The 24,362-nt window shown below is 64.8% G+C and carries 24 protein-coding genes, 2 tRNA genes and 1 pseudogene; 8 read left to right on the top strand and 19 right to left on the bottom strand.

Annotated features, from left to right (window positions below; all coding sequences use genetic code 11):
• Positions 1-190 precede the first annotated feature (190 nt).
• Complete coding sequence (locus tag P2T60_RS16355; RefSeq protein WP_276280302.1) at positions 191-973, top strand: MinD/ParA family ATP-binding protein; 783 nt, start codon at positions 191-193, stop codon at positions 971-973.
• Between the two features lie 7 nt (positions 974-980).
• Here P2T60_RS16355 and P2T60_RS16350 read toward each other — a convergent pair whose 3' ends face one another.
• The gene (locus tag P2T60_RS16350) at positions 981-1,505 is read right to left on the bottom strand and encodes a DUF7858 family protein (protein WP_276280301.1); all 525 of its coding nucleotides are present in this window, start codon (positions 1,503-1,505) and stop codon (positions 981-983) included.
• Between the two features lie 172 nt (positions 1,506-1,677).
• On the opposite strand from P2T60_RS16350, the gene P2T60_RS16345 reads away from it, so the two are divergent.
• Positions 1,678-2,553, top strand: coding sequence for a transcription initiation factor IIB (locus P2T60_RS16345; protein ID WP_276280300.1), 876 nt, complete (start codon positions 1,678-1,680; stop codon positions 2,551-2,553).
• Here the strand turns inward: P2T60_RS16345 and P2T60_RS16340 are convergent.
• From P2T60_RS16340 to P2T60_RS16285, 13 genes and pseudogenes are all read right to left on the bottom strand, one after another.
• Entirely contained in the window at positions 2,542-3,204 is a 663-nt protein-coding gene (locus P2T60_RS16340) for a nucleotide-binding protein (RefSeq protein WP_276280299.1), read from the bottom strand. The two genes, P2T60_RS16345 and P2T60_RS16340, sit on opposite strands and share 12 nt — an antisense overlap.
• On the bottom strand, positions 3,201-3,671 hold the full coding sequence (locus tag P2T60_RS16335; RefSeq protein WP_276280298.1) for a DUF7857 domain-containing protein: 471 nt from the start codon (positions 3,669-3,671) through the stop codon (positions 3,201-3,203). The genes P2T60_RS16340 and P2T60_RS16335 overlap by 4 nt, the downstream gene beginning before the upstream one ends.
• Positions 3,672-3,700: 29 nt before the next feature.
• A pseudogene (locus P2T60_RS21980) lies at positions 3,701-3,829 on the bottom strand (DUF7857 domain-containing protein); the annotation flags it as partial.
• A 157-nt stretch (positions 3,830-3,986) separates the two neighbouring features.
• Complete coding sequence (locus tag P2T60_RS16330) at positions 3,987-4,823, bottom strand: DUF7856 family protein (RefSeq protein WP_276280297.1); 837 nt, start codon at positions 4,821-4,823, stop codon at positions 3,987-3,989.
• Entirely contained in the window at positions 4,820-5,158 is a 339-nt protein-coding gene (locus tag P2T60_RS16325; RefSeq protein WP_276280296.1) for a DUF7855 family protein, read from the bottom strand. Before P2T60_RS16325 ends, P2T60_RS16330 begins: the two co-directional genes overlap by 4 nt.
• Positions 5,159-5,195: 37 nt before the next feature.
• A complete protein-coding gene (locus tag P2T60_RS16320; protein WP_276280295.1) occupies positions 5,196-5,831 on the bottom strand; it encodes a DUF7504 family protein in 636 nt (211 codons plus the stop codon).
• Positions 5,832-5,951: 120 nt separating this feature from the next.
• Positions 5,952-6,230, bottom strand: coding sequence for a DUF7854 family protein (locus P2T60_RS16315; protein ID WP_276280294.1), 279 nt, complete (start codon positions 6,228-6,230; stop codon positions 5,952-5,954).
• A 1-nt stretch (position 6,231) separates the two neighbouring features.
• On the bottom strand, positions 6,232-9,366 hold the full coding sequence (locus tag P2T60_RS16310; RefSeq protein WP_276280293.1) for a helix-turn-helix domain-containing protein: 3,135 nt from the start codon (positions 9,364-9,366) through the stop codon (positions 6,232-6,234).
• A 218-nt stretch (positions 9,367-9,584) separates the two neighbouring features.
• A tRNA-Pro gene (locus P2T60_RS16305) sits at positions 9,585-9,657 on the bottom strand.
• Positions 9,658-9,795: 138 nt separating this feature from the next.
• Positions 9,796-11,613 (bottom strand): SLC13 family permease, encoded by a 1,818-nt coding sequence (locus P2T60_RS16300; protein WP_382210145.1) that lies wholly within the window; start codon positions 11,611-11,613, stop codon positions 9,796-9,798.
• A 57-nt stretch (positions 11,614-11,670) separates the two neighbouring features.
• Positions 11,671-11,970 carry a HalOD1 output domain-containing protein gene (locus P2T60_RS16295; RefSeq protein WP_276280292.1) on the bottom strand — a complete coding sequence of 100 codons (300 nt, stop codon included), beginning with the start codon at positions 11,968-11,970 and terminating at the stop codon, positions 11,671-11,673.
• Between the two features lie 75 nt (positions 11,971-12,045).
• Positions 12,046-14,100: a DEAD/DEAH box helicase gene (locus tag P2T60_RS16290; protein ID WP_276280291.1), complete on the bottom strand. Its 2,055-nt coding sequence runs from the start codon at positions 14,098-14,100 to the stop codon at positions 12,046-12,048.
• 63 nt (positions 14,101-14,163) lie between these two features.
• Positions 14,164-14,706, bottom strand: coding sequence for a hypothetical protein (locus P2T60_RS16285; protein ID WP_276280290.1), 543 nt, complete (start codon positions 14,704-14,706; stop codon positions 14,164-14,166).
• A 248-nt stretch (positions 14,707-14,954) separates the two neighbouring features.
• Here P2T60_RS16285 and P2T60_RS16280 point away from each other — a divergent pair, with 248 nt between their 5' ends.
• Positions 14,955-15,128 (top strand): hypothetical protein, encoded by a 174-nt coding sequence (locus tag P2T60_RS16280; protein ID WP_276280289.1) that lies wholly within the window; start codon positions 14,955-14,957, stop codon positions 15,126-15,128.
• A 55-nt stretch (positions 15,129-15,183) separates the two neighbouring features.
• Here P2T60_RS16280 and P2T60_RS16275 read toward each other — a convergent pair whose 3' ends face one another.
• Together P2T60_RS16275 and P2T60_RS16270 are read right to left on the bottom strand one after the other, a co-directional pair.
• Positions 15,184-15,558, bottom strand: coding sequence for a cupin domain-containing protein (locus P2T60_RS16275; protein WP_276280288.1), 375 nt, complete (start codon positions 15,556-15,558; stop codon positions 15,184-15,186).
• A gap of 440 nt (positions 15,559-15,998) precedes the next feature.
• Complete coding sequence (locus tag P2T60_RS16270) at positions 15,999-17,210, bottom strand: RNA-guided endonuclease InsQ/TnpB family protein (RefSeq protein WP_382210147.1); 1,212 nt, start codon at positions 17,208-17,210, stop codon at positions 15,999-16,001.
• Between the two features lie 194 nt (positions 17,211-17,404).
• Here P2T60_RS16270 and P2T60_RS16265 point away from each other — a divergent pair, with 194 nt between their 5' ends.
• Both P2T60_RS16265 and P2T60_RS16260 read left to right on the top strand, forming a co-directional pair.
• Positions 17,405-18,592 (top strand): CBS domain-containing protein, encoded by a 1,188-nt coding sequence (locus P2T60_RS16265; protein WP_276280286.1) that lies wholly within the window; start codon positions 17,405-17,407, stop codon positions 18,590-18,592.
• Positions 18,593-18,594: 2 nt separating this feature from the next.
• Positions 18,595-19,275 carry an SOS response-associated peptidase gene (locus P2T60_RS16260; protein ID WP_276280285.1) on the top strand — a complete coding sequence of 227 codons (681 nt, stop codon included), beginning with the start codon at positions 18,595-18,597 and terminating at the stop codon, positions 19,273-19,275.
• Between the two features lie 321 nt (positions 19,276-19,596).
• Here the strand turns inward: P2T60_RS16260 and P2T60_RS16255 are convergent, their stop codons facing one another.
• Both P2T60_RS16255 and P2T60_RS16250 read right to left on the bottom strand, forming a co-directional pair.
• Positions 19,597-20,430 (bottom strand): HNH endonuclease, encoded by an 834-nt coding sequence (locus P2T60_RS16255; RefSeq protein ID WP_276280284.1) that lies wholly within the window; start codon positions 20,428-20,430, stop codon positions 19,597-19,599.
• A gap of 95 nt (positions 20,431-20,525) precedes the next feature.
• Positions 20,526-20,597, bottom strand: a tRNA-His gene (locus P2T60_RS16250).
• Positions 20,598-20,744: 147 nt separating this feature from the next.
• Between P2T60_RS16250 and P2T60_RS16245 the strand changes: the two genes are divergently transcribed.
• Entirely contained in the window at positions 20,745-21,200 is a 456-nt protein-coding gene (locus tag P2T60_RS16245) for a DUF5814 domain-containing protein (RefSeq protein WP_276280283.1), read from the top strand.
• Positions 21,201-21,263: 63 nt separating this feature from the next.
• On the opposite strand, the gene P2T60_RS16240 is transcribed toward P2T60_RS16245, so the two are convergent.
• A complete protein-coding gene (locus P2T60_RS16240; protein WP_276280282.1) occupies positions 21,264-21,674 on the bottom strand; it encodes a DUF8146 domain-containing protein in 411 nt (136 codons plus the stop codon).
• A 246-nt stretch (positions 21,675-21,920) separates the two neighbouring features.
• Here P2T60_RS16240 and P2T60_RS16235 point away from each other — a divergent pair, with 246 nt between their 5' ends.
• Positions 21,921-23,357: a cytochrome ubiquinol oxidase subunit I gene (locus P2T60_RS16235; RefSeq protein ID WP_276280281.1), complete on the top strand. Its 1,437-nt coding sequence runs from the start codon at positions 21,921-21,923 to the stop codon at positions 23,355-23,357.
• On the top strand, positions 23,350-24,342 hold the full coding sequence (locus P2T60_RS16230; protein ID WP_276280280.1) for a cytochrome d ubiquinol oxidase subunit II: 993 nt from the start codon (positions 23,350-23,352) through the stop codon (positions 24,340-24,342). Before P2T60_RS16235 ends, P2T60_RS16230 begins: the two co-directional genes overlap by 8 nt.
• Positions 24,343-24,362: the final 20 nt, after the last annotated feature.

The following is a 24,362-nucleotide window of genomic DNA, read 5'->3' as shown; positions in this document are numbered from 1 at the left end:
ACGCAGTGAGTGCGACCGCAGGAACCGCCGAAATGAACGTTTCAAAAGCCCCCGCCCGCTCGCGTGACCGCGAGCGGGCGGCCCCTTTATCCCACCCACGACGGTTGGTCGGCCGGGCGCTTTCCCGTGGTCGGTTCCGCCGGGCGACCAAGCGTACCCTTTTATATCAGGCCGGAGCAACCCCGGAGTAATGACCCACTCGACTGCCGCGCTGGTCGGCGCGACCGGCGGCGCGGGCACGACCCGACTCGCGGTCGAAGTCGGCACGACACTCGCCCGCGACGGCCGCGAAGTCGCCGTCCTCGATGCCGCCTTCGCTACCGAGGGACTGGCGCGTCACGTCTCCGGGCGCGTCGAACCAGACCTGACGAGCGTGCTGACCGAGAACCGACCGCTCGCCGACGGCCTGCGCGAGCATTCCGCGACCACGGACCTCGCGGGGCGACTCGAACTCTGCCCGGCGCGCGCGCCCTTCGAGCGGATGGCCCGCGCCAAGACCGCCGACGCCGCCCAGCGGTTCGAGACTCTGCTCGCGGAGGCAGGTGAGTCGTTCGACCACGTACTGGTTGACGCGCCGCCGGTCGCCGCGAACCAAGTCGTCGCGGCCGTGACCGCGGCCGAGCGAGTCGCGGTCGTCGCGCCCGCGAGCGAACGCGGCGTAGACGCGCTCCAGCGCACCCGCGGGCGGGTCGCGGACGTGGGCGCGAGCGCGGACGCCGTGGTCGCCAACCGCGCGAGCGAGGACCAACCGCTCCGGAGCGCCGACGCCGCAGTCCCGGAGAGCGAGGCCACGGGCGTCGAGAACGTGCCCGCGAGCGTCGGCGACGGGAACACGGACCCCGAGTCCGGATTCGCGCCCGCCGTCGCACACGCCGCGGAAGTCGTCTTCGACGCGGAGTTGGAACTGGAGTTCGAGGAATCGGGACTGCTCGAGTTCGACGCCGAGAAGTACCTGCCCGACGCGCTCTCCTGAGTTTCGGTTACAGCAGTTCGCCTCTCCCGCTCATCGTCTCGGCCAGCACCTCGCGCTTCCGGACGGCGGCGTCGCCGTCGGGCGCGAGCGCGCCTTCTACCAGTTCGGTCGCGCCAGCAAGCGGGTCGTGGGTCTCGACGAACGTCGCCAGCGCGAACTCGGTCTCGTTCGCACCCGCGAGTTCGCGGGCCTCGGTCCGCGAGAGGTCGGCCGAGAGCCAGTCGCGCAGAATCTCGTGAGCGCGCGGAGTCAGCGGCGAGACGCCCTCGCACCCGAGCAAGTGGAGCGTCTTGGCCGCGGTCATCGGCGCGACTCCGGCGTCGTGGGCGGTGTCGCCGACCGACTGACCCGAGGCGTGGCCCTCGACTATCGTCGCCGCGGAGGTGGCGTCGCAGGGCAGGTCGTCGGCGAAGTCGGCGAGTCGCTCCCGGAGGTCGGTCTCGTCGTCCGCCGTCGCGTCCACCGACGCAATTCCGCGGTCCCGTTGCTCGGTAGTGACTTCGAGTCCGTCGGCGATGTCCGAGAGCGTCACACGTCGAGGTTGTCGCGTCATCGACTTAAACTTCCTCGACAGGTATCGAATCTGATAATCGCGCGGCGGCAAGAGCCTACCGTTTACCGGTACCTTCCTCGGCGCGCTCTCGGGCGTTTCCCCGCGCCACGGCCTTCCTTTAAATACGATTTCGGGCGAAGTTTCGACTGTGATGAGCAAAGCACACGCTCCCGAACGGACGTGCCCGGAGTGCGACGGACGACTGACTCCCGACGACGCCGAGACGGTCTGTGACGACTGCGGACTCGTCGTCTCCGAAGACAGAATCGACCGCGGTCCCGAGTGGCGGGCGTTCGCGGACGACGAAAACGAGAAGGAACGGACCGGCGCACCCCTCACTCGGTCGCGCCACGACCGGGGCCTGACGACCGAAATCGGCCACGACAGCGACCTGCGACTGACCGGGCGCAAGCGTCGGCGGGTGGCCCGGATGCGGAAACACCACGAGCGCGCCCGCATCAAGTCGAAGACCGAGCGCAATCAGGTGTACGCCTTCACCGAGATTCGGCGGTTGGTGAGCGCGCTCGACCTCTCGAAGAACGTCCGGGACCGGGCGTGCGTGCTGTTCGAGTCGGCCCAGTCCGAGGACCTGCTTCGCGGCCGGTCACTGGAGGGATTCACGGCCGCCGCGGTGTACGCGACCTGTCGGACCGCCTCGGTCTCGCGCACGCTGGACGAGATTCTGGACGTGGCCCGGGCGACCCGGAGCGAACTCAAGACGGCCTACGACGTGATGAACCGCGAACTCGGCCTTCCGACCGGACCCATCGACCCCCGCGAGTACCTGCCGCGGTTCGCCAGCAGACTCGACCTGCCGACCGAAATCGAGCGCGAGGCGGCCCAGTTGGTCGAGCGCGGTCACGACCGAAACCTCGTCGCGGGCCGAAATCCCGGCGGGTTCGCCGCGGCGTGCCTGTACGCCGCGGCGCGCGAGACCCGCCACCGGATGACCCAGAAGGAAGCCGCCGGAGTCGCCGACGTGACCGCGGTGACGCTCCGGTCGGCGTATCAGGACCTACGGGACTGACCTACCGACTTCTTCCGCGAGTACTGCGAATCGGTCGGCCGGTCGGGTCTCCGGCGCGATTGTTGCCACCGGAGCGCCGTGGCGGTGCGCTCGCCGGACCCGCTCGTCGTCGGGAATCGCCACGACCGGGGCACCGAGCGCCCGTCGGACCTCCTCTATCGGTGGATTCTCTCCGGTCCGATTCAGCGTCGCGGCGGCGAGTCCCGCGTCGAGTTCGCGGGCGAGTTCGCGCGTCCGGAGGGCGTCGGCTAGCGCGAACTCGCGGGGCGTCGTGACGAGAACCGAGGCGTCGGCCGCGAGTAGAGGCATCCCGGCGTCGGCGGCCATCCCCGCGGGGCAGTCGATGACGACCGATTCGTAGGCGTCTTCGACCGCTTCGACTGCCGAGACGAGGCGGGTCACGTCGCCAGCGCGCGCTCCGGCGAGCGTGCGCCCACACGGGAGCAAGCGCACGGGTCCGTCCTCGCAGACCGCTTCGAGGGGGTCGGCGCGGTCGGCCAGCACGTCGTGGAGGTCCGGGCCGCGCCGGGCCGAGAGGTCGGCCATCGAGAGGTCGGCGTCCACGACCACGGCGTCGAGCGCCGCGCCGAGTTCGAGCGCGACGGTGGACTTGCCGACGCCGCCCTTCCCGCCCGCGACGGCCAGAATCACCGTGACCTCCGCGAGTCGCGCGGCCCGCGCGACTCGCTCGACGGACGTGGGCGCGACCCCTCGCCTCGGAGTCGCCGGATTCGACGCGCGAGCGAAGCGAGCGCGGGGCGGTCCTCGGGTGCCGCGAGAGGCGACTCGCTCCGCTCGGCCCGGTTCTCGACGTTCGAGAACCACGACTCGACGGATTCCGGAAGCGAGACATCGGAGTCCGAGACGGAGTGCATCGCGTCTGAGGAGGGCACCGCATCGGCGGGCGGCCGGGGGTCGCCGAGCGCACGCACGACGCCCTCCGGGGTCGCGTCACCGGCGAGCGCGTCCGAATCGCGGGTCGCTCCGCGTTCGGACTCGCCCGCGCGCTCGGTCCAGACGAGTTCGGCCGGAGGTTCGGCGGGCGAGGCGGGACTGGCGTACCCGAGCGCGCGCCGACCCCCGGTCCGACGACGCCCTCGAATCCGCCGTCGTCCCACCCGGCGGCGGGGACGCCCTCCCGACGCGGCGGCCGGACCGGACCGTCGAGGCGGTTTCCGACCCTGAACCGGCGGGCGGTGGCGGTCGGGTTACGGACGACGAGTTCCACGAGCGAGACTCCGGCGCGGGATTCGACGTGCCAGTCGAGTTCGACCATGGCCCGGATTCGTCCCGTCTTCGGTGATAAAGTTGGGCGCGGGCGCGTCGTCGCGGCGCTCGCTCCGCTCGCGCCGCGACGTGACGACCGAGAGACTAGAGCCATCTATGCACGTGTTAGAGAAACCTATACAATGCTAAAAGAAATAGATAGTAACTCAGACGCTAATTACGGGTGTGTCCAACCACCGGGCCGCCGCCTCCGCACTCTCGAAGCAATCGACGCCGGAGACCAGCACGACCGGGGCGTCCAGTTCGGCCACGCGCGCGACGGCGAGCGCCGTCCGGACCGACTCGCGGACGGCGTTCGAGGGCGCTCGGGACCGAGCGCCCTCGAACGCCTCGCGCACCTCGTCGGCGAGCGTCTCGCGGACCCGTCTCCGGAGGTTGCTCTCGCGGTCGGCCAACCGGAGTCGCTCCCGGCGGCGCGCGCGGTTCGCGCGCGCCCGGTCGCGGGCGCGAGACAAGGCTTGTTCGGCCGCGATGCGCTCGGTTTCGACCTCCGAGAGGCGACGAGTCGCGTCTTCGAGGTCGGACTCGGCCGCGTCGAGGTCCTCGCCCGCGGGCGTCCCGCGGAGCGCCTGCACCCGGCCCTGTAGCGTGGCGACTCGCTCGCGCAACTCGTCGGCGACATCGCTCGCCTCGGCGACCCGGCGGCGGGCGCGCCGGAGGTCGATTTCCGGCACGTCGAGGGCGTCGAGGCGGTCCCTGACCGCGGCAAGTTCCTCGGCCTGCGGAGCAGTGTGGCCCCGCGAGCGTGCGGCGGCCGCGAGCGCGACCCGGAGAGACACGTCCATTTCGGCGCGAATCACGCCGACGTGAGCGTGGGCAGGGCCGGGGTCCGGGCAGTCGATAACGACGGCGGAACTTTCTCCGGGTCCGGCACGAATCGCGTCGGCGACTGCGCTCGCATCGACGCCAACGCCCTCGAAATCGACGCCCCGGAGGTCGATGGCCCGGCCGGTTCGGGTCGCCTCGCCGACGCGAACCCTCATAGTTCGACGCCGCGCATCGCGTCGAGGTCCGGGTGGTCGGTGCCGACAGCGAACTTCGCGTAGGGGGTACTCGGATGCTCGCGGTCCTCGTAGGCCGCCGCCGCGTCCCGAACCGCCTCGGGAGCGTCCTCGAACTCGTTGAACGGCGCGGTCCGCTCTACTTGCACGTCGCCAGCGTGTTTCGCGCGGAGGCGAAGCGCGAGGAACGCCCCGAGTTCGGTCGCCTCCAGCAGTGCCGCCCGGCCGAATCGCTGGACGACGGTCTCGTCGTGTCCGTTACAGACGTTCCGGAGCGTCTGGCGCGCGGCCTGCGAGTACGTGACGACCAGTAACACGGCAGTAGGTTGCTCCGTCGCCGGATTTAAAAGTACGCTATCTGCTCCGGACCGTCCACTCGCCGTTGTCGAGTTCGATGACGGTATCGAAAAGCGACGTGAGCGTGCTGACGGTCTGCTGGTCGCAGGCGTCGGGGTCGAGGTGGAAGTGAGCGGTCACGTCCGCCGCGTCGAACCGCCCCGTCAGGACGTGGAGGAACTTGTAGACGGTCTGTAAGTCGGCGTACTGAAGCAGGGCGGTCAGCGAGTCGAAGCACGCGACGGTCTGGCCGCCGTCGCCGCTCCACTGCTTGAGAACTTCGCTGAGTTTGATACCGAGACCCGTCAGGTCGCCGGGGTTCGAGAGCGTGTCTACCACGTCGTCGCCCGGCGCGGGCACGTCGTCACCGCTCGCGTTCGCCGACGCCGAACGCGTCGTCTCGCCGACGCTGACGACCCGCATGTTTCGGGATTTCGTCCCCGCACGCGTCAACCAGTCGCGGACACAGGTGTCCGGCGAGCGCGTGTACGTGACCCAGAGAACGTTCTCGTCGGTGGGGTCGTCGAACGTGAGGAGGTCGAGACACGCGTCCTCGGTGGTCGCGTGAATCGACGGCGCGAGTAGCAAGACGCAGGCCCCTCGCTCGACTTCGTTCGTAAGCGACTCGCTTTCGTCGTGACCCTTGGATTGCATCGATAGTGTCGTTCCGTTTCGTCCCGTTTCGACCCCAGATTGGTGATACGTCCGAACGGGTCCTTCTAAGGGAACCTAGCTTATTTATTTTCCCCTCTGAATTACCCAGTCCGTGACTTGTCAACCCATCCGTTCGACCTCGAACTCCAGTTCGTCGGCGTCGAGGAGGTCCGTCACGCGGTCTCTGGCCGCCGATTGGGACTCGGCAACGACGACGATCCCCTCAGCACGCTCTCCGCCGGTCGCTCGATAGGTCGTGAGGTCGCCGTCCTCGAACTCGGTGGCGTAGGTCCGTAGCACGTTCAGGACGCGGCGTTCGGTCGCTTCGAGGTCCGTCTCGCCGGACTCGAAGTCGGCCAGCGCGTCCTCGACGTTCCGGAGGGCGGAGATGCGGTCCATCCTACGTCGTCCTCAGGTGGTCGGTCGAGGGTTCGTACACCTCTCCCTTCTGTTTGAGTTTGTCTATCTCGTGTTCGGCCTTCGACTGCTCCATCCCGATTTCGTCGGCGCGGGCCATCACTTCGTCTACGGGCGCGCCCTCCTCGTAGTCCTCCTCGATGTCGCTGATGAGTTGCTTGAGGTTCTTGATGCGGTCGCGCTGGGACTTCGATTGCCCAGTTTCAACCACGTCGGCGTCGAACTGCCCGGTTTCGGGGTCCACGCCGATGTCTTGGAGACACGAGCGCGTGATTTCGACCGCGCGCTCGGCGTCCTCGGTCTCAACCTCGTCCGAGAGGCGAACGCGGGCGCTGGCCTCCGAGAGACGGACCAGCGCCTCCAGTTTCCGGGCCGTGACGGGCACCGGCGCGTCCTCGTCGGCACCTTTCGTCCGGAGGTCCACGTAGAAGTCTTCGATGGTCCGCTTGGCCTCCTCGGTCATCGTCGGGAAGCAGTTGCGCTTCGAGTAGGCGATGTACTTGCGCAGGAGGTCGGCGTCGATTGCGGGCGCGACTTCCTCGGTCTGGCTACGGACCTCCTCCTCGGAGATGTTCGGCGCGCTCATCTCCGTGCGCTGGGTGTTCAGTTGGCCCGCGTAGTTGGTCTGGATGATGTGTTCGGCCAGTCGCTTGTCGTGTTCCTCGTCGGGTTGGTCGGTGACGGTGAAGATGAGGTCGAACCGGGAGATGAGTGCGGGTTCGAGGTCGATTTGCTCGCCGATGGGTTCGTACTGGTCGAACCGGCCGTACTTGGGGTTTGCCGCGCCGAGCAACGAGCAACGCGACTTGAGGGTGGCGTTGATGCCCGCCTTCGAGACCGAAATCTTCTGCTGTTCGAGACCCTCGTGCATCGCCGAGCGGTCGTCGGGTGCCATCTTGTCCAACTCGTCCACCGCCGCGACGCCCTTGTCGGCGAGGACGAGCGCACCCGCTTCGAGGGTCCACTGCTGGCCGTCGCCGAAGTCGTCTCTAACAGCTGCAGCGGTAAGTCCCGCGCTCGAACTGCCCTTCCCGGAGGTGTAGACCGACCGCGGCGCGATGTTCTGTACGTAGGAGAGCATTTGAGAATTGTGGGAGACGACGTTGTTCGTGAGATAGTTGTGCGTATCCGCGACTTCGAGGTCGTACACCCAGTCGTAGTCCGGTTCGACGGACTCGATGGATTCGATTTGGTCCCACGTAACGTCACTATCAGCAAGTGACCGTAGTGACTGTACGTCGTTCTCGACGCGAAGTGCTTCGTCTATCCGGTCTAGAACTACGCCTTTTGCGTCAGTCACACGGCCACCGTCAGGAGCAACGTCACCCTGTTCGTAGAGGCTGACCGACCGCTGACAGACACCGATACCGTCGGCCAACTCCTGCTGGGAAAGATGCAGTTCTCGGCGCGCCGTTTCGACGGCTTCCCAGTCACCCTCTTCGACCTTCTGACTGAGTTCGCGGAGTCGTTCGAGGCGGTTCTCGAACGCCGTCACGAGAGTTTTTAGGCTCTTCCGACTCGGGTTTCGGTCGCCGCGTTCGTAGTGTTGGTACGTAGAACGGGCGAGTCCACACTCGGACTGGGAAAGCGCGAGCGACTCTCTAAGACGCCGAAGTTCGTCGGACAGGGCAGGGATTACGTCAGCGTTGGTGTTTTTCGTTCCCTCATCTACTGCTTCGGCACTGGCGGACTTACGATTAGATTCGAGACGGACGGCGTTGTGGGACTTCGACCGTCTGTAGTCTACGTTGAGTGTGTCGTCTTCCTCAATCGGGAGCGTTCGGGGTGTTGCGACGAAATCATCTTCCCGAAGGTCTTCTGCCCGAACAGCATCGAAGGTACCGCCAGACTGCACGAACAGCGGATGAGACGGCGTAACTTCGAGTTCAGTTCCGCTCGTCGTCCGAATGAGATACATCTTGTCGGGCGCTTCCCGCTTCCAGACTTTCGTCGCACGCTTCTGGACGAGCGTTCCGTCGTCGTCCATCGACGGGAGCGGAATATCGACCTCTTGGTACACGCCGTCGTCTATCGGTTCGGGGTCGGTGAGGTTCGACTCGACGACTTCGCCGATAGGTCTCTCGGTGCCATCCGCGAGCGTGACTTTCGTGTCACCACGAACGCACTTACCCGTGCCGGGGTCGCCTATCAACAGCATGTGGAGGTCCCCGCGGATTCGGGACTCGTCGGGCAAGTGCTTGGTCACGCCCGAGAACAACTGGAGAATCATCGCCAACTTCTCCTGTTCGTAGCCGTAGATGGCCGGAGCCATCGAATCGACCATCTGCTCGTAGATGTCGTCTTCTTGGGAGAGTTCGACGATTTCCTTCTTGTCCTCGTCGGTGATGTCCATGTCCTCGAACTCCTCGTCCTCTATGGTCACGGACATCCCGTCCATGTACACGTCGAAGACGGCGGACTTGTCCTGTCCGCTTCCCTGCTGTTCAAGGTGGAGAACGCCCGTGACCCGAACGTGGTCGCCGGGCGTCACCTCGCCGGTTATGTCGTCTTCGATGTGAACGTCGATGCTCTGGGGCGTCTCGCCGCCGCGGAGTCCTTCGGGACTCTCCTGAACGCGGATTTTCTGGGAGTCCACGAACTCCGACTGGTCGAAGTTTATCTGGAACGGTCCCTGACGCTCACAGCCCTGACACTCGTGGGGTTCCTGAAAGTCGCCGCCGCTCTGGGGGATGTAGGTCAGCGTGCCACATCGCTGGCACTCGAAGGCGGCCTCCTGAATCTTGGGCCGGACGTTGGTCGCCTTCCGGACGATGCCCTGCACGCTGACGAGGTTGTTGACGTGTCGGGCGCGGATGTCCCGGATGTCGGTCTGCTGGCCCAAGTTCTCGATGCGGACGTGGGCCTGCCCGAGACTCACGTCCACCGGGAGGTCGTAGAGTCGGAGTGCTTCCTCGGCGTACTCCTGTAGCTGTTCGGGTTGGGAGATGAAGTCGTCCGCGAGGTCCGCGTCGTACCGATAGAGGTCGGTCCAATCGACGTAGAGTGACCGCTGTTCGTTCGGGTAGTTCTGGGCGAGTTCCCCGATTTCGTCGCTGTAGTACCGCCGGTAGAACTGCTCGAAATCGTCAATCAGCTCCGTATTCTCCGCGCGAGCCATTCACCCAATTCGTAGTTCCTCCTCCGGTAAGAACCTTCGTAAAGCGTACCGGAAGTAGAGCCGCCGACGAGGGGCTTATAAAGCGGTTTGCGACGAGCGGACGCCTCGCACGCGAGGCGCTCGCGGTGCTGTTTCGAGCGAGCGTCAGCGAGCGATGCGGCTTTTCCCCACGTTTTTGCAAGGGAGGCGCGACGCGCCGACCGCAGGAAAAAGTGGTATGGGACCGCCCGGATTCGAACCGGGGTTATCGGCACCCAAGGCCGAAAGGATACCAAGCTACCCCACGGTCCCGCATCTGTTCATAGCGCGGCAGTGCCTGTAAAGAGTTTCGTTTGTGCCGACCGCCAGCGAGAGAGAAATAGAAATAATTCCTAAAGACGTATTTTTGTTCCTAAAAAGAATCTATACGTATCTGAAGGAATGGGAAATCTACGTCACACCCCAGAACGCCGCGATGCCGAGCGTCGTGACGACGGCAAAGACGATTTGGAGCGGCGTGCCGACTCGCACGTAGTCGGTGAACTTGTAGCCGCCCGGCCCGTAGACGAAGAGGTTCGTCTGGTAGCCCACCGGCGTCATGAACGCCGTCGATGCCGCGAACGTCACCGCCAGCACGAACGCGAAGGGGTTGGCGTCGAGTTGCGCGGCCGCTTCGACGGCGACCGGAATCATCAGCACGACGCTCGCGTTGTTGCTGACGATGTTGGTCAGCACCGCGGTCACGACGTAGAAGGTGCCGAGGACCGCGATTGCGGGCAGGAAGGCCGCGGACATCACCAGCAGGTCGGCGATGAGGTCGGCCGCGCCGGTCTTCTGCATGGCGATGCCGAGCGGAATCACGCCCGCGAGCAGGAAGATAACGTCCCACTCCACCGCGTCGTACACCTCCGGCGGTTCGAGGACGCCCGTCACGACCATCACCAGCGCACCGGCGAGCGCCGAGACCATGATTGGAAGCACGTCGAGTGCGGCCACCGCGACCACTGCCGCGACGATACCCACCGCGAGCGGAATCTTCGACTCCCGGTAGTCCGGACGCTCGATTTCCTGTGCCACGATGAAGTCGCGGTTGACGTTCAACCGCGAGATGCTGTCGGGGGTCGCGTAGACGAGCAGGGTGTCGCCGACCTGCAACCCGGCGTGGTCCATGCGCTTGCGGATGAACTCCGGGCCGCGCCGGAGCGCCAGCACCGTCGCGTCGTAGCGCTCCCGGAAACTCGCCGTCGCCAAGGTCTTGCCGACCAGCGACGACCGGGGAGCGACGACGACCTCCACGAGGTTACGCTCTTGGTCGGCGGTTTCGAGTTCCTCCTCGGTCACGTCCACGTTCGGAACCAGCGCGAGACCCTCGGCGTCGATGAGGTTCAAGAGCGTGTCGCGGTCGGTCCGGACCGCGAAGATGTCGTCGACCTGAATCTGCTTCGGGCCGAGCGGTTCGGCGAACGACTTTTCTCCGCGGATGAGTTGAACGATGTCCACGTCGAAGTCCGTGTCGGCGAGCGCGTCCCTGACGGTCTGGCCGACCAGCGGCGAGTCCTCGCGGACGACCACCTCGGTCAGGTACTCCTCGAGTTCGAACTCCTCGGTGAGGTCGTCCTCCGGCGGGATGCGCGCGGGGGTGAGCCACCTGCCGAGAGTCATCAGGTAGACGGTGCCGACGATAGCGACCACGACGCCGAGTTGGGTGAACTCGAACATCGAGAACGGCGCGCCCGCCACCCCGAGGTCGGCGGCGACCGAACTCGCCAGAATGTTGGTCGAAGTGCCGATGAGTGTGAGCGTGCCGCCGAACATCGAGGCGTACGAGAGAGGAAGCAGCAGTTTCGAGGGGGAGGTGTTGCCCTCGTGAGCGAGGTCCGTCACCATCGGCATGAGGATGGCGACTGCGGCGGTATTGTTGATGAACCCCGAGATAGAGCCGACGACGCCGATGGTCGCACCGAGTTGGCGAGTCTCGTCGTCTCCCGTGAACGCCCCAATCTTCCGGCCGAGAATCTGGACCGCGCCGGTCCGCTGGACGCCGTAGCTGAGGATGAACATCGCCAGCACGGTGATGGTCGCGGAACTGGCGAACCCGGAGACGCCCTCCGCGGCCGAGACCTGCGTCCACGGTTCCAGAATCATCAGCGCCACCATGATGCCGATGGCGGTGATGTCGATGGGGACGGGTTCGGTAGCGAACAGCACCAGCGCAATCAGGATGACGGCGAAGACGACGACGATGCCCGGCGTCAGCGAGAGTGCCACGTTCGGCTACAATTCGCGGCGAACTCAAAAAAGATGCGCTACGACACGGCGTCGTGGCTATCGAGTCTCACACACGGTGACACGGCCGTCGCCCGTGACCGTGACCAGAAACTCGTCGATAGCGAACTCGAAGCGCCAGTGGTCGTCCGCGGACCGCCGGTCGAACAGTGTGTCGAGTGCTTCGAGGTCCACCGCCTCGTACAGACCGAGGTCGCAACTCGTGGGGTCAACGTCCTCGGCCGTTGCGACAGCGTCGATAATCGTCTCGCTGAGCGACGCTTCCCCGCCGGTCTCGTGACGCGTCTCGTAGGCGGGGTCTCGTTCCGTCCGCGACCGATTGCCGTCTGCTGTCGCCATCGATACCGGGAGTTTACCACTATCCCACATTAAAACCCGGCAGACGAGCGTCAGACGCCGGAATTGTAGCTTTTCTCACTCCTCTTCGCCGTGGAGTTCGAGTTCGGCCGCGATGTCGAAGGGATGTTTGTCCTTGCGAACCCCGTCGAGAATCTTGAACGCCTCGTCCGGCGCGAGGAAGTGGGTAGTGACGACCCGGCCGAGGTCGGTGGGTTCGAGTCCGTCGATGAAACCGTACTCCAGCAGTTTGCCGAGGGCGTGCTTGGTCGGAATCTCGCCAATCATCCGGTCGCCGAGGCGCTTGGCCTGCTTGCCCGCGACGGTGATGTTGGCAAGCGTCTCCTCGACGGCGGCGCTCTCGTCGTAGAGCGTCCGGACGTTCTCCATCTCGCCTTTCAGGAGTTTGAAGGCCACTTCGTCCTCGGACATCTCCATGCTGTTGTGGTAGGCGGCGTCGGGTTCCACGAGAACGTACACCTTCCCCCGGTCGTGGTAGTCCGGCCGCCCCGCCCGTCCGAGCATCTGGTGGAACTCCTGAACCGAGAGCCACTCGATACCCATCGCCAAGTTGTCGAAGATGACCTGCGAGGCGGGGAAGTCCACCCCGGCCGCGAGCGCGGCGGTCGTGACGACCGCCGCGAGGTCCTGATTCCCGAACATGCGTTCGACCTTCTTCCGGCGGCCGTAGTCGAGCCCCGCGTGGTAGGGCGCGGAACTGTACTCCAACTGGCGGGAAATCTCGTGACATCGCCGCCGGGAGTTGGTGAAGATGATGGTCTGGCCGCGATAGCCCTGCGAGGACTTGGTGTCGAACTCGCGCTTGACGAGTTTGTTCTCGATGTCGGGTTTCTCCTTGCCGTCGGCGAAGGTGACGTGACGTTCGAGCGGTACCGGCCGCTCCTCGAACTCCACGAGGTTGGCCTCCAGCGACTCGGCGAGACTGGCGGGGTTGCCGACCGTCGCCGAGAGGTAGACCCACTGCGCGCCGCCGTACTCCTCGCGCCTGCTCGCGCGAGTCTCGCAGTAGTGCTTGAGGCGCGCGATGAGTCCGTCGAGGCGGTGGCCTCGCTCCTGTTCTTTGAGGGTGTGAACCTCGTCGATGACGACGGTCCCGATGTCGCCCAAGTCCCGGCCAGTCCGGAGCGCGTGGTCGATGCCCTCGTAGGTGCCGACGATAACGTCGGCGTTCGGGTCGAAGGCGTGGCCGTCGTCCCGAACTCGGCTCGCGCCGACGCGGATGGTCACGTCCACGAGGTCACCGTACTCGTCCTCGAAGTCCTCGTGCTTCTGGTTGGCGAGCGCGACGAGGGGGACCAGAAACAGCATCTTGCCCTGCCCGTTCAGCACGCGGTCGATGCCGGTCATCTCGCCGACGAGGGTCTTGCCGGTCGCGGTGGCGCTCACGACGAGTTGGTCATCGCCGTCGAGCAGACCGTTCTGGACCGCGAGGCTCTGGACCGGGAGCAGTTCCTCGAAGCGCGGTTCGAGCAGGTTCTGGATGCCCGGATGGAGATTGAGCGAATCGACCCGGATGTTGTCCACGTCCTCGACGTTCGCGCTTATCTCGTCGAACTTGGTGAGGTCGGGGTCGAGTTGACCCTTCAGCAGGTTCGTGATGCGCTCCAAGTCCTGCACGTCGAGCAGAAGTTCCTCCAGTCGGTCCTGCGCTTCGCGCGTGAGGTCCCCCCGGAACGAGAGTTCGCGCTCCAACTCCTCTTTCGCGCAGTCGGGGCAGATGTACTCGTCGCCCGCGTCGACGGCCGTCTCGCTCGTGATGGGCGAGTAGTGGCCGCCCGACGCGCAGTAGCGACAGGTCCGGACCGCCTTCGCGTCGAGTTGGTAGGCGTCGAGCATCTCCTGCAGTTCCTCGCGGCCCGCCGCGGAGGTCTGTTGGGAGATGCGGATGCGGTCGGCTCTGCGCGCGATTTCCACGAACTGGTCGGGGCTTCGCGGTTCCTCGCTCGTCCCGCGCTTGACGCGGAACTTGCCGGGCCGCGGCCCGGCGCTGGTCTCCTGTAGTTCGAGTTTGGCGCGGAAGACGCGCTCGCCGTCGCGGTTCACGACCGCGGTGTAGTGACCGGACGACTCGTGGAGGAACAGCGCGTCCACCTGCGGGACCTGCTTCGACACGTTCGCGGGTAATAGCTCGCGGTATTTGAGCGGTTCGGAAAAGAGAACGCGACAGTTCGCGCTCTAACAGCAACCGGACGGGATGCCGTAACAGAAGTTGATGACTCCGGGGGCACCCACGCAACTAGTGTCACTGCAGATGCATCCGACTTGCTGGGGGTCGACGCTACCCTCGGAATCGTACGTTTCGATGCCGTCCGGAGTCGAGAGGACGCCGAGCGACTCGCCGGTTTCGGCCTTGACGAGTACGGTGAGTTTGCCGCGGTCGGTCGTCTCCCGAGCGACGTAAACTTCCTTGCCTTCGTCGTTGTAGGCCCGCGCGACGCCCACGTCGGCGGCGTTTCGTGCGTTAGGCGCGGTCGGCAGTGCGTCGGCGGAGGCGTCCGCCAGCACTCCCTCGTCCGAAAGCGTTCCGAGGAGTTCGCTCGCGTCGGACTCGAACACCTGACGCGCGCGTTCGTCCGCGAGCGGTTCCGTCTTGGCCACTGCGCCGCCCGAGGAACCGAAGAGACCGATGCCGGTCAGGGACGCGGCCGCGGCCCCGCGGAGGACGTTACGTCGATTGATGCTACTCGATTCGGACCGTCCATCGCCATTACTAGTCATGCGTTTTTATTTACCGCCTCCAAGTGTATAAATTTTGGTAATGGCACATATTATATATCCCGCGGCGGTCGTCACGGCAGAGAGAGACGCCGTGTGGGGGACGGCGGGACGAGAAACGGGTCAATACGGGACGGTAAGCTCAGAATAACGGCCGCTACAGGGTGTTATTCCGGCAATACCGCCCGGAAACCGGCAAATAACAAAGGCCGCTTCGTGGTAAGCGCCGAGTGCGCATAGAACGACCAAATATGAGGGGGAGAAACAACACGCGGTTACCCGAGCGGTTCGACGAACAAGTGACGCTTGAGATAGAAGACGACGCGGACGGAACGCCGACAATTCGGATGCAGGACCAGTCGGCCACCGACGCGTGGATTTCCGCTGACATTCAGGCCCTCGTCTCGCTTCCGGAGTACGAGTAGTTCGCGGGTTCTGTTTGCTCTGTTTTCCGTCGCCGTCCTGTCTTTCCGATGTTCGCTACTCTGCGAGTTCTATCTCGTCGTCGCCGTTGGGCACGGCGCAGATGAACGCGCCGGGTTCGTCGCCGTCGTTTCGGTACCAGTGGACGACGCCCGCGGGAATGAGTAGCGAGTCGCCCTCGCTGACGGTGTACTCCTCGTCCTCGATGCCGACGGTGTACTCGCCCGCGAGGACGTACTGTTCGTGTTCGACTTCGTTGGTGTGTTCGGGCACCGACGCGCCGGGGTCGAGTTCGAACCGGCGGATGGCGAAGTTGGGCGCGCCGCGACTCTCGTCTATCAGGACGCCCTTGCGCATCCCGTCTGCCGCGCCCACGTCCTCGTACTCTACGTCGTCGCTTCGGCGAATCAGTGGCTTGGGTTGCTGACTCATGTGCGAAGATAGACCGCCGGAGCAGTAAAAGGTTGAGTCGGGCGCGCGAGCGGAGCGACGAGCGACGAAGGAACGAGATACTGAGTATAAAGAAACATTTTTCTTCTTTTTAGAAATAATCTAATATTCCTAAGAATTGTGTGTATTCCCGTTGCGGTCGGCGCGCGCTGGCGCGGTCCTCGTGACCGCGCCAACCGCGCGAGGGATGACCGAACGAGTACCCGAAGGGTACGAGTGAGGGAGTCGGTTGGGGAGGTGTGTGGTCTGCGGTCGCGGTACGGTTGCGGTGCTGTGCGGTCCTCATTGGTTCAAGCCTGTAGCTAGCTCTCCCCGTTCAAACCAGTAGCCCCTCCGGAACGTTCCAGCACTCTCAAGACAAATCCGTAGACGAGTTCCACTTCGCGTCTCACCGACAGTCCCAAGACGAAACTCCGACGCCTCTAATCCGACCGCGGCGCTTCCGAAAGCTCCGCGTAGGGCATGAATCCGTCGTCGGGCGTCACCAGCCCCGACCGGAGCGCGCACGCCGACGCGCCCAGTCCGCGCGACGACAGGGGACCCCGCCGGACGCACCGGAACGCGATGTTCTTGGCGGCGTTGTAGTCGTCGTGGGCCGACGCCTCGCACTTCAGGCACTCGAAGTGGTTCTCGTCGAGGTTCCGGTTCTGCGGGTGAGTGAACCCACACTCCATGCATCGCTGGCTGGTGTACTCGGGGTTGACCTCCACGACGGCGATGCCTCGCTCGGCGGCGCGGTACTGCACGAACGAGAGCAGTCGGTCGAACAGCCACTCGTGGAGCGGTCCCGCCTCGGGGAGCAAGTCGTGGACCTCGCTCAGTTCGCCGAACGCGATAAGTTCGCAGTCGTACTGCTCGGCCTCCGCGACGATGCCGTTGGCTACCTCGTGGAGGCGCTGGCGGACGAACCGGTCGAGTCGGTTGCCCGTCTGTCTGAGCGTCCGCGCCGCGCTTCTGGTGCCGGTGGCTTCGAGCGACGCCTGCACGCGCTCGAACTCCTCGCGCCGGTGGTTGAGTTCCCCCGCGTCGAAAAAGCGGGCGGTGCTGGTGACCGCGAGGTTCTCGACGCCCAAATCGACGCCGAGGACCGTCGCGCCTTCGGTCGGCGGGTCGATGGCGGGCTTGGGCGTCCGAAAGCCGAGGTGGAAGGTGAACTCGCCGTCGCGGTAGTGGAGGGTACTCTTGGCGGGTTCCCACTTGCCGTCGTCGAGGTACTGGTCCTGATACCCGCCGTCGGCGGCGAGTTCGAGGTCACACCGGACGCGCTCGCCCGTGGTGGTGAGACTCACCGTCCGGTCGTCGAACACGGTCATCGTCCGGGTGTCGAACGCGACGGTAGGACTCGTGAACTCGGGTTTCTCGCCCTCGCGCTGACGGGCGCGCTTGATGGCCTCGGCCGCCCGGTGGGTCGCCAGCACTGCGTGCTGGCTTCCGAGCGCGGTTTCCTCGCGCAGGCGGTCGTACGCTAACTGCTGGACTTCGCTTCTCGTGTGACAGACACCCCACGCCTCGTTGACCGCGAGTTGGCACCCGCGTTTCCACTCCTCGACCAACTCACGAAGCCGTGTGGCGTCCGTCGGAGACACGGAGAGTCCGGTAACTGCCGTCCGTCTGCAATATTCGGTGTCTGCCACGTTGTACGTCTGTGTCTCAGGGGGCCTCTTGAATACTTTGGCTTGGCCGCAAGTGCTAAGTTAATCGCTTTGACTACTTGGGGAATCGACCGACTTTTTTCGGCCGACACGACCGGCGAGAACCCGGCGCGACACCGTACCGGAACCCGGCGTGGCACCCCACTGTTAATAGTCTGCCACGGCTACCCCAAGGTATGAGAAGCTTCACCGTCGGGCGGGCGTTCGGCATTCCCATCAAACTCGACCTGACGTTTCTGCTCATCCTGCCGGTGTTCGCGTGGCTCATCGGCTCACAGGTCGGTCTCTGGGTGGACAACCTCAACCTGCTCTGGGGGGCGGACTTGGACCGCGCGGCGCTCACGGCCGGAAATCTGGAGTGGATACTCGGGGCCGTCGCCGCCGTGGGCCTGTTCGTCGGCGTCGTCCTCCACGAACTCGGCCACTCGCTGGTCGCCATGCGCTTTGGTTTCCCCATCGAGTCAATCACGCTCTGGATTTTCGGCGGCATCGCCCGCCTGACCGAGCAACCGGAGGACTGGAAACAGGAGTTCTCCATCGCCATCGCGGGTCCCGCGGTCAGTATCGCGCTCGGCGTCGTCTCGTATCTCGGACTCCTCGTAGTTCCCGACGGGCTACCGACCGTCAAGTTCCTCTTGGGCTACCTCGCGCTGATGAACCTCACCCTCGCGGCGTTCAACCTCCTGCCGGGGTTCCCGATGGACGGCGGCCGGGTTCTGCGGGCGCTGTTGGCGCGAAACCGACCGTTCTCCGACGCGACTCAGACCGCCGCGGAGGTGGGAAAACTGTTCGCTATCCTGCTCGGTTTGTTCGGCCTGTTCGGAGGCAACCTCATCCTCATCGGTATCGCCTTCTTCATTTACATCGGCGCGACCAGCGAGGCCCAACAGACCGTGATGAACGCGGCGTTTCAGGACGTTCGGGTCCGCGACGTGATGACGGCCGCGGACGACCTCAAGACCGTCGAACCGGACACCTCCGTCGCCGACCTGATGGAGACGATGTTCCGTCAGCGTCACACCGGCTATCCGGTGGTCGAGAACGGCCAACTCGTCGGGATGGTGACGTTAGACGACGCCCGGCAGGTCTCGGAAGTCGAACGTGACGCCTACACCGTCGGTGACGTGATGTCGAGCGACCTGAAGACGATACCCGCCTCCGACGACGCGATGGCGGCGTTCGAGAAACTCCAGCAACACGGTATCGGTCGCCTGTTGGTCATCGACGCCGACGGCGAACTCGCGGGGCTACTCTCCCGGTCCGACCTGATGACGGCCTTCGACATCATCCAGAAGAGCGGCCGGGCCGACCGCATCACCCCCGCCGAACAGCCAGTGACCGAACGCGAACAGGCGTCGAGATAACCATGTGCGGCAGAACCTCCCTCGTCGCTCCGGCGGAACTCGTCGCCGAGCGATTCGACGCCGAACCGGTCCGACCGCTCGAACCGCGGTACAACGTCGCGCCGGGGCAGGAACACCCCGTGGTCCGCAACGACGCCCCCGACGAAATCCGATTCCCGACGTGGGGGTTGGTTCCCCGGTGGACTGACGGGTCGCCCTCGTCGGGCCACATCAACGCCCGCGCCGAGACGCTGGCCGAGAAGCCGAGTTTCCGCGAGGCGTTCGCAGAACGCCGGTGTCTCGTTCTCGCCGACGGCTTCTACGACTGGAAGGAGACGCCCACGGGCAAACAGCCCTACCGCATCGAGCGCGAGGACCGCTCGCCCGTCGCGTTCGCGGGCCTGTGGGAACCGGGACAGAACGGAGCAGGCGCGACGTTCACTATCGTCACCACCGAACCGAACGCCGTGGTCGAGGAAGTCCACCACCGGATGCCGGTCATCTTGGACCGCGGCGAGGAAGCGGCGTGGCTTCGTGAAACCGAGACCGACGAACTCGCCGACCTGCTCGACCCCTACCCCGCCTCGGAGATGCACGCCTATCCCGTCTCGTCGGCGGTCAACGACCCGAAGAACGACTCGCCGGAACTACTCGAAGAAGTCGCCGCCGAGGAGGACGTACAGACGGGTCTCGACGAGTTCTGAAGCTGGTCGAAAGGATAGAAACGGGGACCGTCACGCGGAATCGAAAGGAGATAGCGAGACTGTACGGCGTCCCGGAACGAGAACTTTCGCGGGAGGGTTGGTGACACGACAGCGGGAGGCCAGCCCACCACCAGAGCCTCCGGCATCGCCGGGTCCGGCCGTATACTTGCACGCTCTGCGCCCAAGCCGCCGGGCGCATCTACTGCTAACGGCCGGTTCGGACTTTGTTATGGGCCGTGTTCCCGGCCGCAGGGAGTGGTTGTGCGGTCGTCAGAAGGAGTTTGAAGTGTTTCGGGGAGATTGAAATAGCGTCGAGTCGTCTCAGAGAGCGGCCGACGACGCCGTGCGTGCGGAGTCGATGCGTTCCCTGAGTTCCGATTTCGGTATCTTCCCGAAGTCCGCTTTTCGGTGGCAACCGATGCAGAGCGACACGACGTTGCCGAGAAAGTGGGCGTCCGTCTTGTCGCGGTTCGAGGACTCAACGAAACTTCGGACGGGAACGATGTGATGAATGTCGGGGTTTCGCCCGATTTCGTCCCTTGACTTCGAACAGACGACGCACTCGTAGCCGTCGCGCTCCAAGGCTTTTCGTCGGACCGCGTTCCAACCCTTTCCGTAGGAGCCGTTCCCGCCACCTTTCCAGTTGGGGTGGCCGGACTCGGCGAACGCCTCGGAGAGCCATTCTGTCCGGCACTCCTCGCTACAGACCGTCGTCTCACCGGTGACGTTGCTCGGATAGCGTTCGACCGTCGAATCGCAAACCGCACACTCCAGTTCGATTTTGCCGCCGTTCCACCGGGGATTCTTCGAGCCTTGGATGTCACGAATCGGTCTCCACGACTTCTGTTCGACACAATCAGAACAGTACAAACCCACCTTCGAGGACTCGTAATATTCGAACTCGGTACCACAGAGTGAACACTCGGCGACTTCTTTCTTGTCCTGAAAATTCGGGTTCGATTCCCCTTCGTACGAGACGGCCTCGCCGTGACAGGTTTCAGAACAGTACTTCTTCTCGTACTCGCAGTAGAACTCGTCGCCGCAGTTCGCACACTCCCGGTTCGAGAGTCGCTCGTCGTGGACGTGACTGTGGTGGACCCCGAGTCCCCGCCTCGTGTCGAACTCCTCGTCGCAAGTCGGACAGGTGTGCCGCATACGGGAAATAGTCACAATAGTCATAGAGGTTAGTTTCGAAATACGAATCTTCAGCGTAACCACTGAACCAGCGAAGAATGTAAGTTAATTTATAGGTCCGGGTGCGAGAATCGAACCCGCATCTCAGCCTCCACAAGGCTGAAGGATAGCCACTACCCCAACCCGGACACGCAAGTAGACATAGTTTCCTACGATTAAAATACGTTACGACTCCAAACGATACTGCCAGACTGTCACAGACTCCAGTCGAAACCGGGGTGTCCGCGCGGGCGGCGACATCCTTTTGAGCGCCAGCGCCCAACCAACGCCCAAGCGTGGCCGTCACCGACAAAATCTACGTCAAGAACCACCGCCAAATCGGGTCGCAACTGGAGACTAACATCCCGAAGGGCGCGTTCAAGGGCGCGACCCTCGACATGCTGTTTCAGGGCGACAACCTCGCGCAGTTGGACGACGCGACCCAAGAGCGCGTGCTGGACTTCGCGGAGGACTTTCTGGACTGCGACTGCCAGAGCAACCCCTACTGCGGGTGCGCCGAGCGCAAGTTCATGCGCTACCTGCTCGGCCTGCGCGAGCAGGGGATGGGTCCCGAGGCCATCGTGGACGTGATGACCGACGACTACATGGTGTACGCCTACCCCGGCGACATCCTCTCGTTTCTCGACAACTCGGTCCGGACGCTCGAAGCGGTCGAAGAACTCGCCGACGTGGAGGGCGACGACGAGATGGAGTCGAAGGCTCGACGGAAGAAAGAGCGTCTCTCCGGGTAGTTCGACCGTCGTTTCCCGTCGAATCGGCGACTCGCAGAGTCGCCGATTCGACTCGATTGGGACTCACCCGAGTCGGTACGTCTCGTCGGCGTCGAGTTCGTCGTCGAGTTCCTCCAAGTGGACCACTTCGTCGGCGTCGTCGCTGTCTTTTATCTCCTGTTGGAGTCTGTTGACGTACTGTTTGTACTCCTGCAACTGCTCGCGGAGGTGTTCGGCCTCCAGTTCGAGGCGTTCGTGTTCCCGGACGAAACTCTTCGGGACCTCCACTTTCGGCGGGAACTCGTCGTCCTCGACTTCCTCGCCGAGTTCGCTCTCGGGGACGACTTCCACCCTGCCGTCGTGGGCGACCAGCAGGTCCACGTAGTCGCGGAACACCGCGGACAGAGAGAGGTCGCGTTCCTCGGCTATCTCCCGGAGCGTCTCGAACGAATCTTCGTTGACCCGGAAGGAGATAGTCTTGTTCTTGTTCCCCATCTGGGTGATACGTCCCACGCGTTACCACTTAAGGGTTAGTCAGACGCGCGAGCGACGGGAACCGAAGCCCCGTCCCAAACAGCTCTCTAGGGACTCGACGTACTTGGGTTGCACCCCGATTCCGTTCGGCCGAGAACGGGGTATCCCTTCTTCAACGTTCGGACCGTAGGGAGAGACCATGACCCGAGAGAGACGTGTCGGCCGATTGGACTGGCGCGGCGACTTCCGGCGACGGGGGGTGGGACGGTGGTAGACCCGGCGACTGCGAGTCGCCTCCAGTTCGCGGTGACGACTATCGTTCACATCATCTTCCCCGTGATGAGCATGGGTCTCGCGCCCTTCCTCGTCTACTTTACGTGGAAAGAGATTCGGACCGGTTCGGCTCTCTACGAGCGACTGCGCCGGTTCTGGACCAAGATATTCGCGGTAAGCTTCGCGGTGGGGACGGTGACGGGGTTGGTGCTGGAGTTCGAGTTCGGAACCAACTTCGCGGCGTTCTCGGCCGCGGCCGGAGAGTTGTTCGGGGGTCCGCTCGCGGTAGAGGGGATGATGGCGTTCTTCCTCGAAGCCACCTTCCTCGGCGTGTTCGTCTTCGGGCGCGAGCGAGTGGGCGACCGACTCTACTTCGTGTCGGCGCTGATGGTGGGTCTCGGAACGTGGCTGTCGGCGGTGTGGATTCTGGTCGCCAACTCGTGGATGCAGACGCCGCGGGGGTTCGAAGTCGCCCGCGAGAGCGGCCAGTTGACTATCCTGCTGACCGACCCCATCGCGGCGTACGCCAACCCGCGGTTCCCGTGGATGTTCGTCCACATGCAGAACGCGGCGGTCCTGTCGGTCGCGCTGTTCATGGCCGGGGTCGCGGCCTACCACGTCTACCGTCGCCACCACCTCGGCGTGGTGGACGAGGGGAATCTGGACGCCGAGTTCTGGGAGGCGACCCTGAAAATCGCGCTGGTCGTCCTCGTCGTCACCGCGCCGTTGCAGGTCCTCCACGGTGACGCCTACGGCCGCCACGTCGCCGAGACTCAGCCACAGAAGTTCGCCGCGATGGAGGCGGTGTGGGAGACCGACAGCTACGTCCCCGAGTACATCGTCGCGTTCCCGACCAGCGTGGACGACCTGCTGAACCCGCGGGCGAAAGACATCTTCGGCATCGGGATACCCGGCGGGGCGTCGTGGCTGGCCTCGGGCGGGGACGCACAGGCCGAGATTACCGGCCTGAACGAGTTCGAAGGCTCGCCGCCGGTCGCCATCGTGTTCTGGTCGTTCCGTGCGATGGTCGCCATGGGGTTCTGGTTCATGCTACTGGCGTTCTGGGCGGGGTATCGGTGGTGGACCGGGGAACTGTTCGAGGACCGACTGCTCCAGAAGGCGCTGATGGCGTCGTCGGTACTCGGATTCCTCGGCGTCGAACTCGGGTGGATAGTGACCGAGGTGGGTCGCCAACCGTGGGTGATTCAGGGCGTGATGAAGACCACCGAGGGCGTCTCGCCCGGTCTCACGGCGACGGAGGCGACCCTGACGCTCGCGGGATTCGTCGGGGGCTACCTCGTCCTGCTGTCGCTGTACACCTACGTCGTCGGGCGACTAGTCCGGCGAGGACCGGAAGGCGGGGACGACGAACTGCCCGACGCCGACCGGCCGACCACGCCGACTGCGGCGGGGGCGAGCGAGGATGACTGAACTGCTCGCGCTGGAGGTGGTGTGGTTCGGCGTCGCGCTCTCGGACCTCTGGTTCGTGGTGGTGTTCGGGTTCCTCGCAGTCTTCCTGTTCCTCGACGGGTGGGACTTCGGCGTCGGGGCAATCTTCGCGCTCCGGGAGGACCACCACGAGCGAGAGCAGTGTCTCGCGGCCATCGGGCCGTTCTGGGACGGCAACGAAGTCTGGCTGGTGGTGTTCGGCGGGGGCCTGTTCGCGGCCTTCCCGTCGGTGTACGCCGCGCTGTTCAGTCGCCACTACCTCCTGCTTTTCGGCGTCCTCGCCACGCTCATCCTGCGCGGGATGGCCCCGGAGTTCTTCGAACAGCGCGAGAGCGAGGGATGGCAGAGGTGGTGGGGCCGGGCGTTCGTCGTCGGGAGCGTCGGCGCGCCGTTCCTGCTCGGGGTCTTCACCGGGAACTGGTTGCTCGGCGTCGAAGGAGTCGCGCCCGCCTCGCTGGTGGTCGGTCTCGCGGTGGTCGCGCTCAACGTCGCCGCGGGCGCGGCGTTCCTCCGGTTGAAGACGACCGGGGCGCTCGCCGACGAGATGCCGGGCTACGGCGTCCGCGCGACGGCCGTCTACCTCGCGCTGGTCGTGGTCGCGCTGGTCCTGCTGGCGCTCCGACCCGGCCTGCGGGAGGCGCTCTTATCGCCGGTGGCCATCGCGCTGGTCGTCGGGTCGGTCCTGCTCGGGGTTGTGTACGTCGTCGCCGCCCGCGCCGGGCGGCCCTACCTCGCGCTCGGTGCCTCGGGCGGGATGACGGGCGCGCTCGTGGCGCTGGTCGCGGTGCTGATGTACCCCGTCGTGGAACCGATGACCGGTCTGACCGTCGAGGAGGCCATCATCGGCGCGCCCGCCGTCGAGTTGCTGACAATCGGGGCCGCTATCCTGATTCCGCTGGTGCTGACCTACTTCGGCGTCCTCTACTCGGCGTTCAGCGGTCCCATCGACGTGGAAGAGTCCTACTGAACCGCGACGCCCGGCCAGAT

Origin of the sequence: Halorussus caseinilyticus, assembly GCF_029338395.1 — an archaeon.
Classification (GTDB): domain Archaea; phylum Halobacteriota; class Halobacteria; order Halobacteriales; family Haladaptataceae; genus Halorussus; species Halorussus caseinilyticus.
Note: the sequence above shows the minus strand (reverse complement) of the source record. Positions and strands in the feature narration are given on the sequence as shown.

What these genes read in the sequence shown, in the direction of transcription:
- P2T60_RS16355 (WP_276280302.1), top strand. Translation starts at nt 191, where the DNA reads ATGACCCACTCGACTGCCGCGCTGGTCGGCGCGACCGGCGGCGCGGGC.
- P2T60_RS16345 (WP_276280300.1), top strand. Translation starts at nt 1,678, where the DNA reads ATGAGCAAAGCACACGCTCCCGAACGGACGTGCCCGGAGTGCGACGGA.
- P2T60_RS16330 (WP_276280297.1), bottom strand. Translation starts at nt 4,823, where the DNA reads ATGAGGGTTCGCGTCGGCGAGGCGACCCGAACCGGCCGGGCCATCGAC.
- P2T60_RS16320 (WP_276280295.1), bottom strand. Translation starts at nt 5,831, where the DNA reads ATGCAATCCAAGGGTCACGACGAAAGCGAGTCGCTTACGAACGAAGTC.
- P2T60_RS16315 (WP_276280294.1), bottom strand. Translation starts at nt 6,230, where the DNA reads ATGGACCGCATCTCCGCCCTCCGGAACGTCGAGGACGCGCTGGCCGAC.
- P2T60_RS16310 (WP_276280293.1), bottom strand. Translation starts at nt 9,366, where the DNA reads ATGGCTCGCGCGGAGAATACGGAGCTGATTGACGATTTCGAGCAGTTC.
- P2T60_RS16295 (WP_276280292.1), bottom strand. Translation starts at nt 11,970, where the DNA reads ATGGCGACAGCAGACGGCAATCGGTCGCGGACGGAACGAGACCCCGCC.
- P2T60_RS16285 (WP_276280290.1), bottom strand. Translation starts at nt 14,706, where the DNA reads ATGACTAGTAATGGCGATGGACGGTCCGAATCGAGTAGCATCAATCGA.
- P2T60_RS16280 (WP_276280289.1), top strand. Translation starts at nt 14,955, where the DNA reads ATGAGGGGGAGAAACAACACGCGGTTACCCGAGCGGTTCGACGAACAA.
- P2T60_RS16275 (WP_276280288.1), bottom strand. Translation starts at nt 15,558, where the DNA reads ATGAGTCAGCAACCCAAGCCACTGATTCGCCGAAGCGACGACGTAGAG.
- P2T60_RS16265 (WP_276280286.1), top strand. Translation starts at nt 17,405, where the DNA reads ATGAGAAGCTTCACCGTCGGGCGGGCGTTCGGCATTCCCATCAAACTC.
- P2T60_RS16260 (WP_276280285.1), top strand. Translation starts at nt 18,595, where the DNA reads ATGTGCGGCAGAACCTCCCTCGTCGCTCCGGCGGAACTCGTCGCCGAG.
- P2T60_RS16255 (WP_276280284.1), bottom strand. Translation starts at nt 20,430, where the DNA reads ATGCGGCACACCTGTCCGACTTGCGACGAGGAGTTCGACACGAGGCGG.
- P2T60_RS16240 (WP_276280282.1), bottom strand. Translation starts at nt 21,674, where the DNA reads ATGGGGAACAAGAACAAGACTATCTCCTTCCGGGTCAACGAAGATTCG.
- P2T60_RS16230 (WP_276280280.1), top strand. Translation starts at nt 23,350, where the DNA reads ATGACTGAACTGCTCGCGCTGGAGGTGGTGTGGTTCGGCGTCGCGCTC.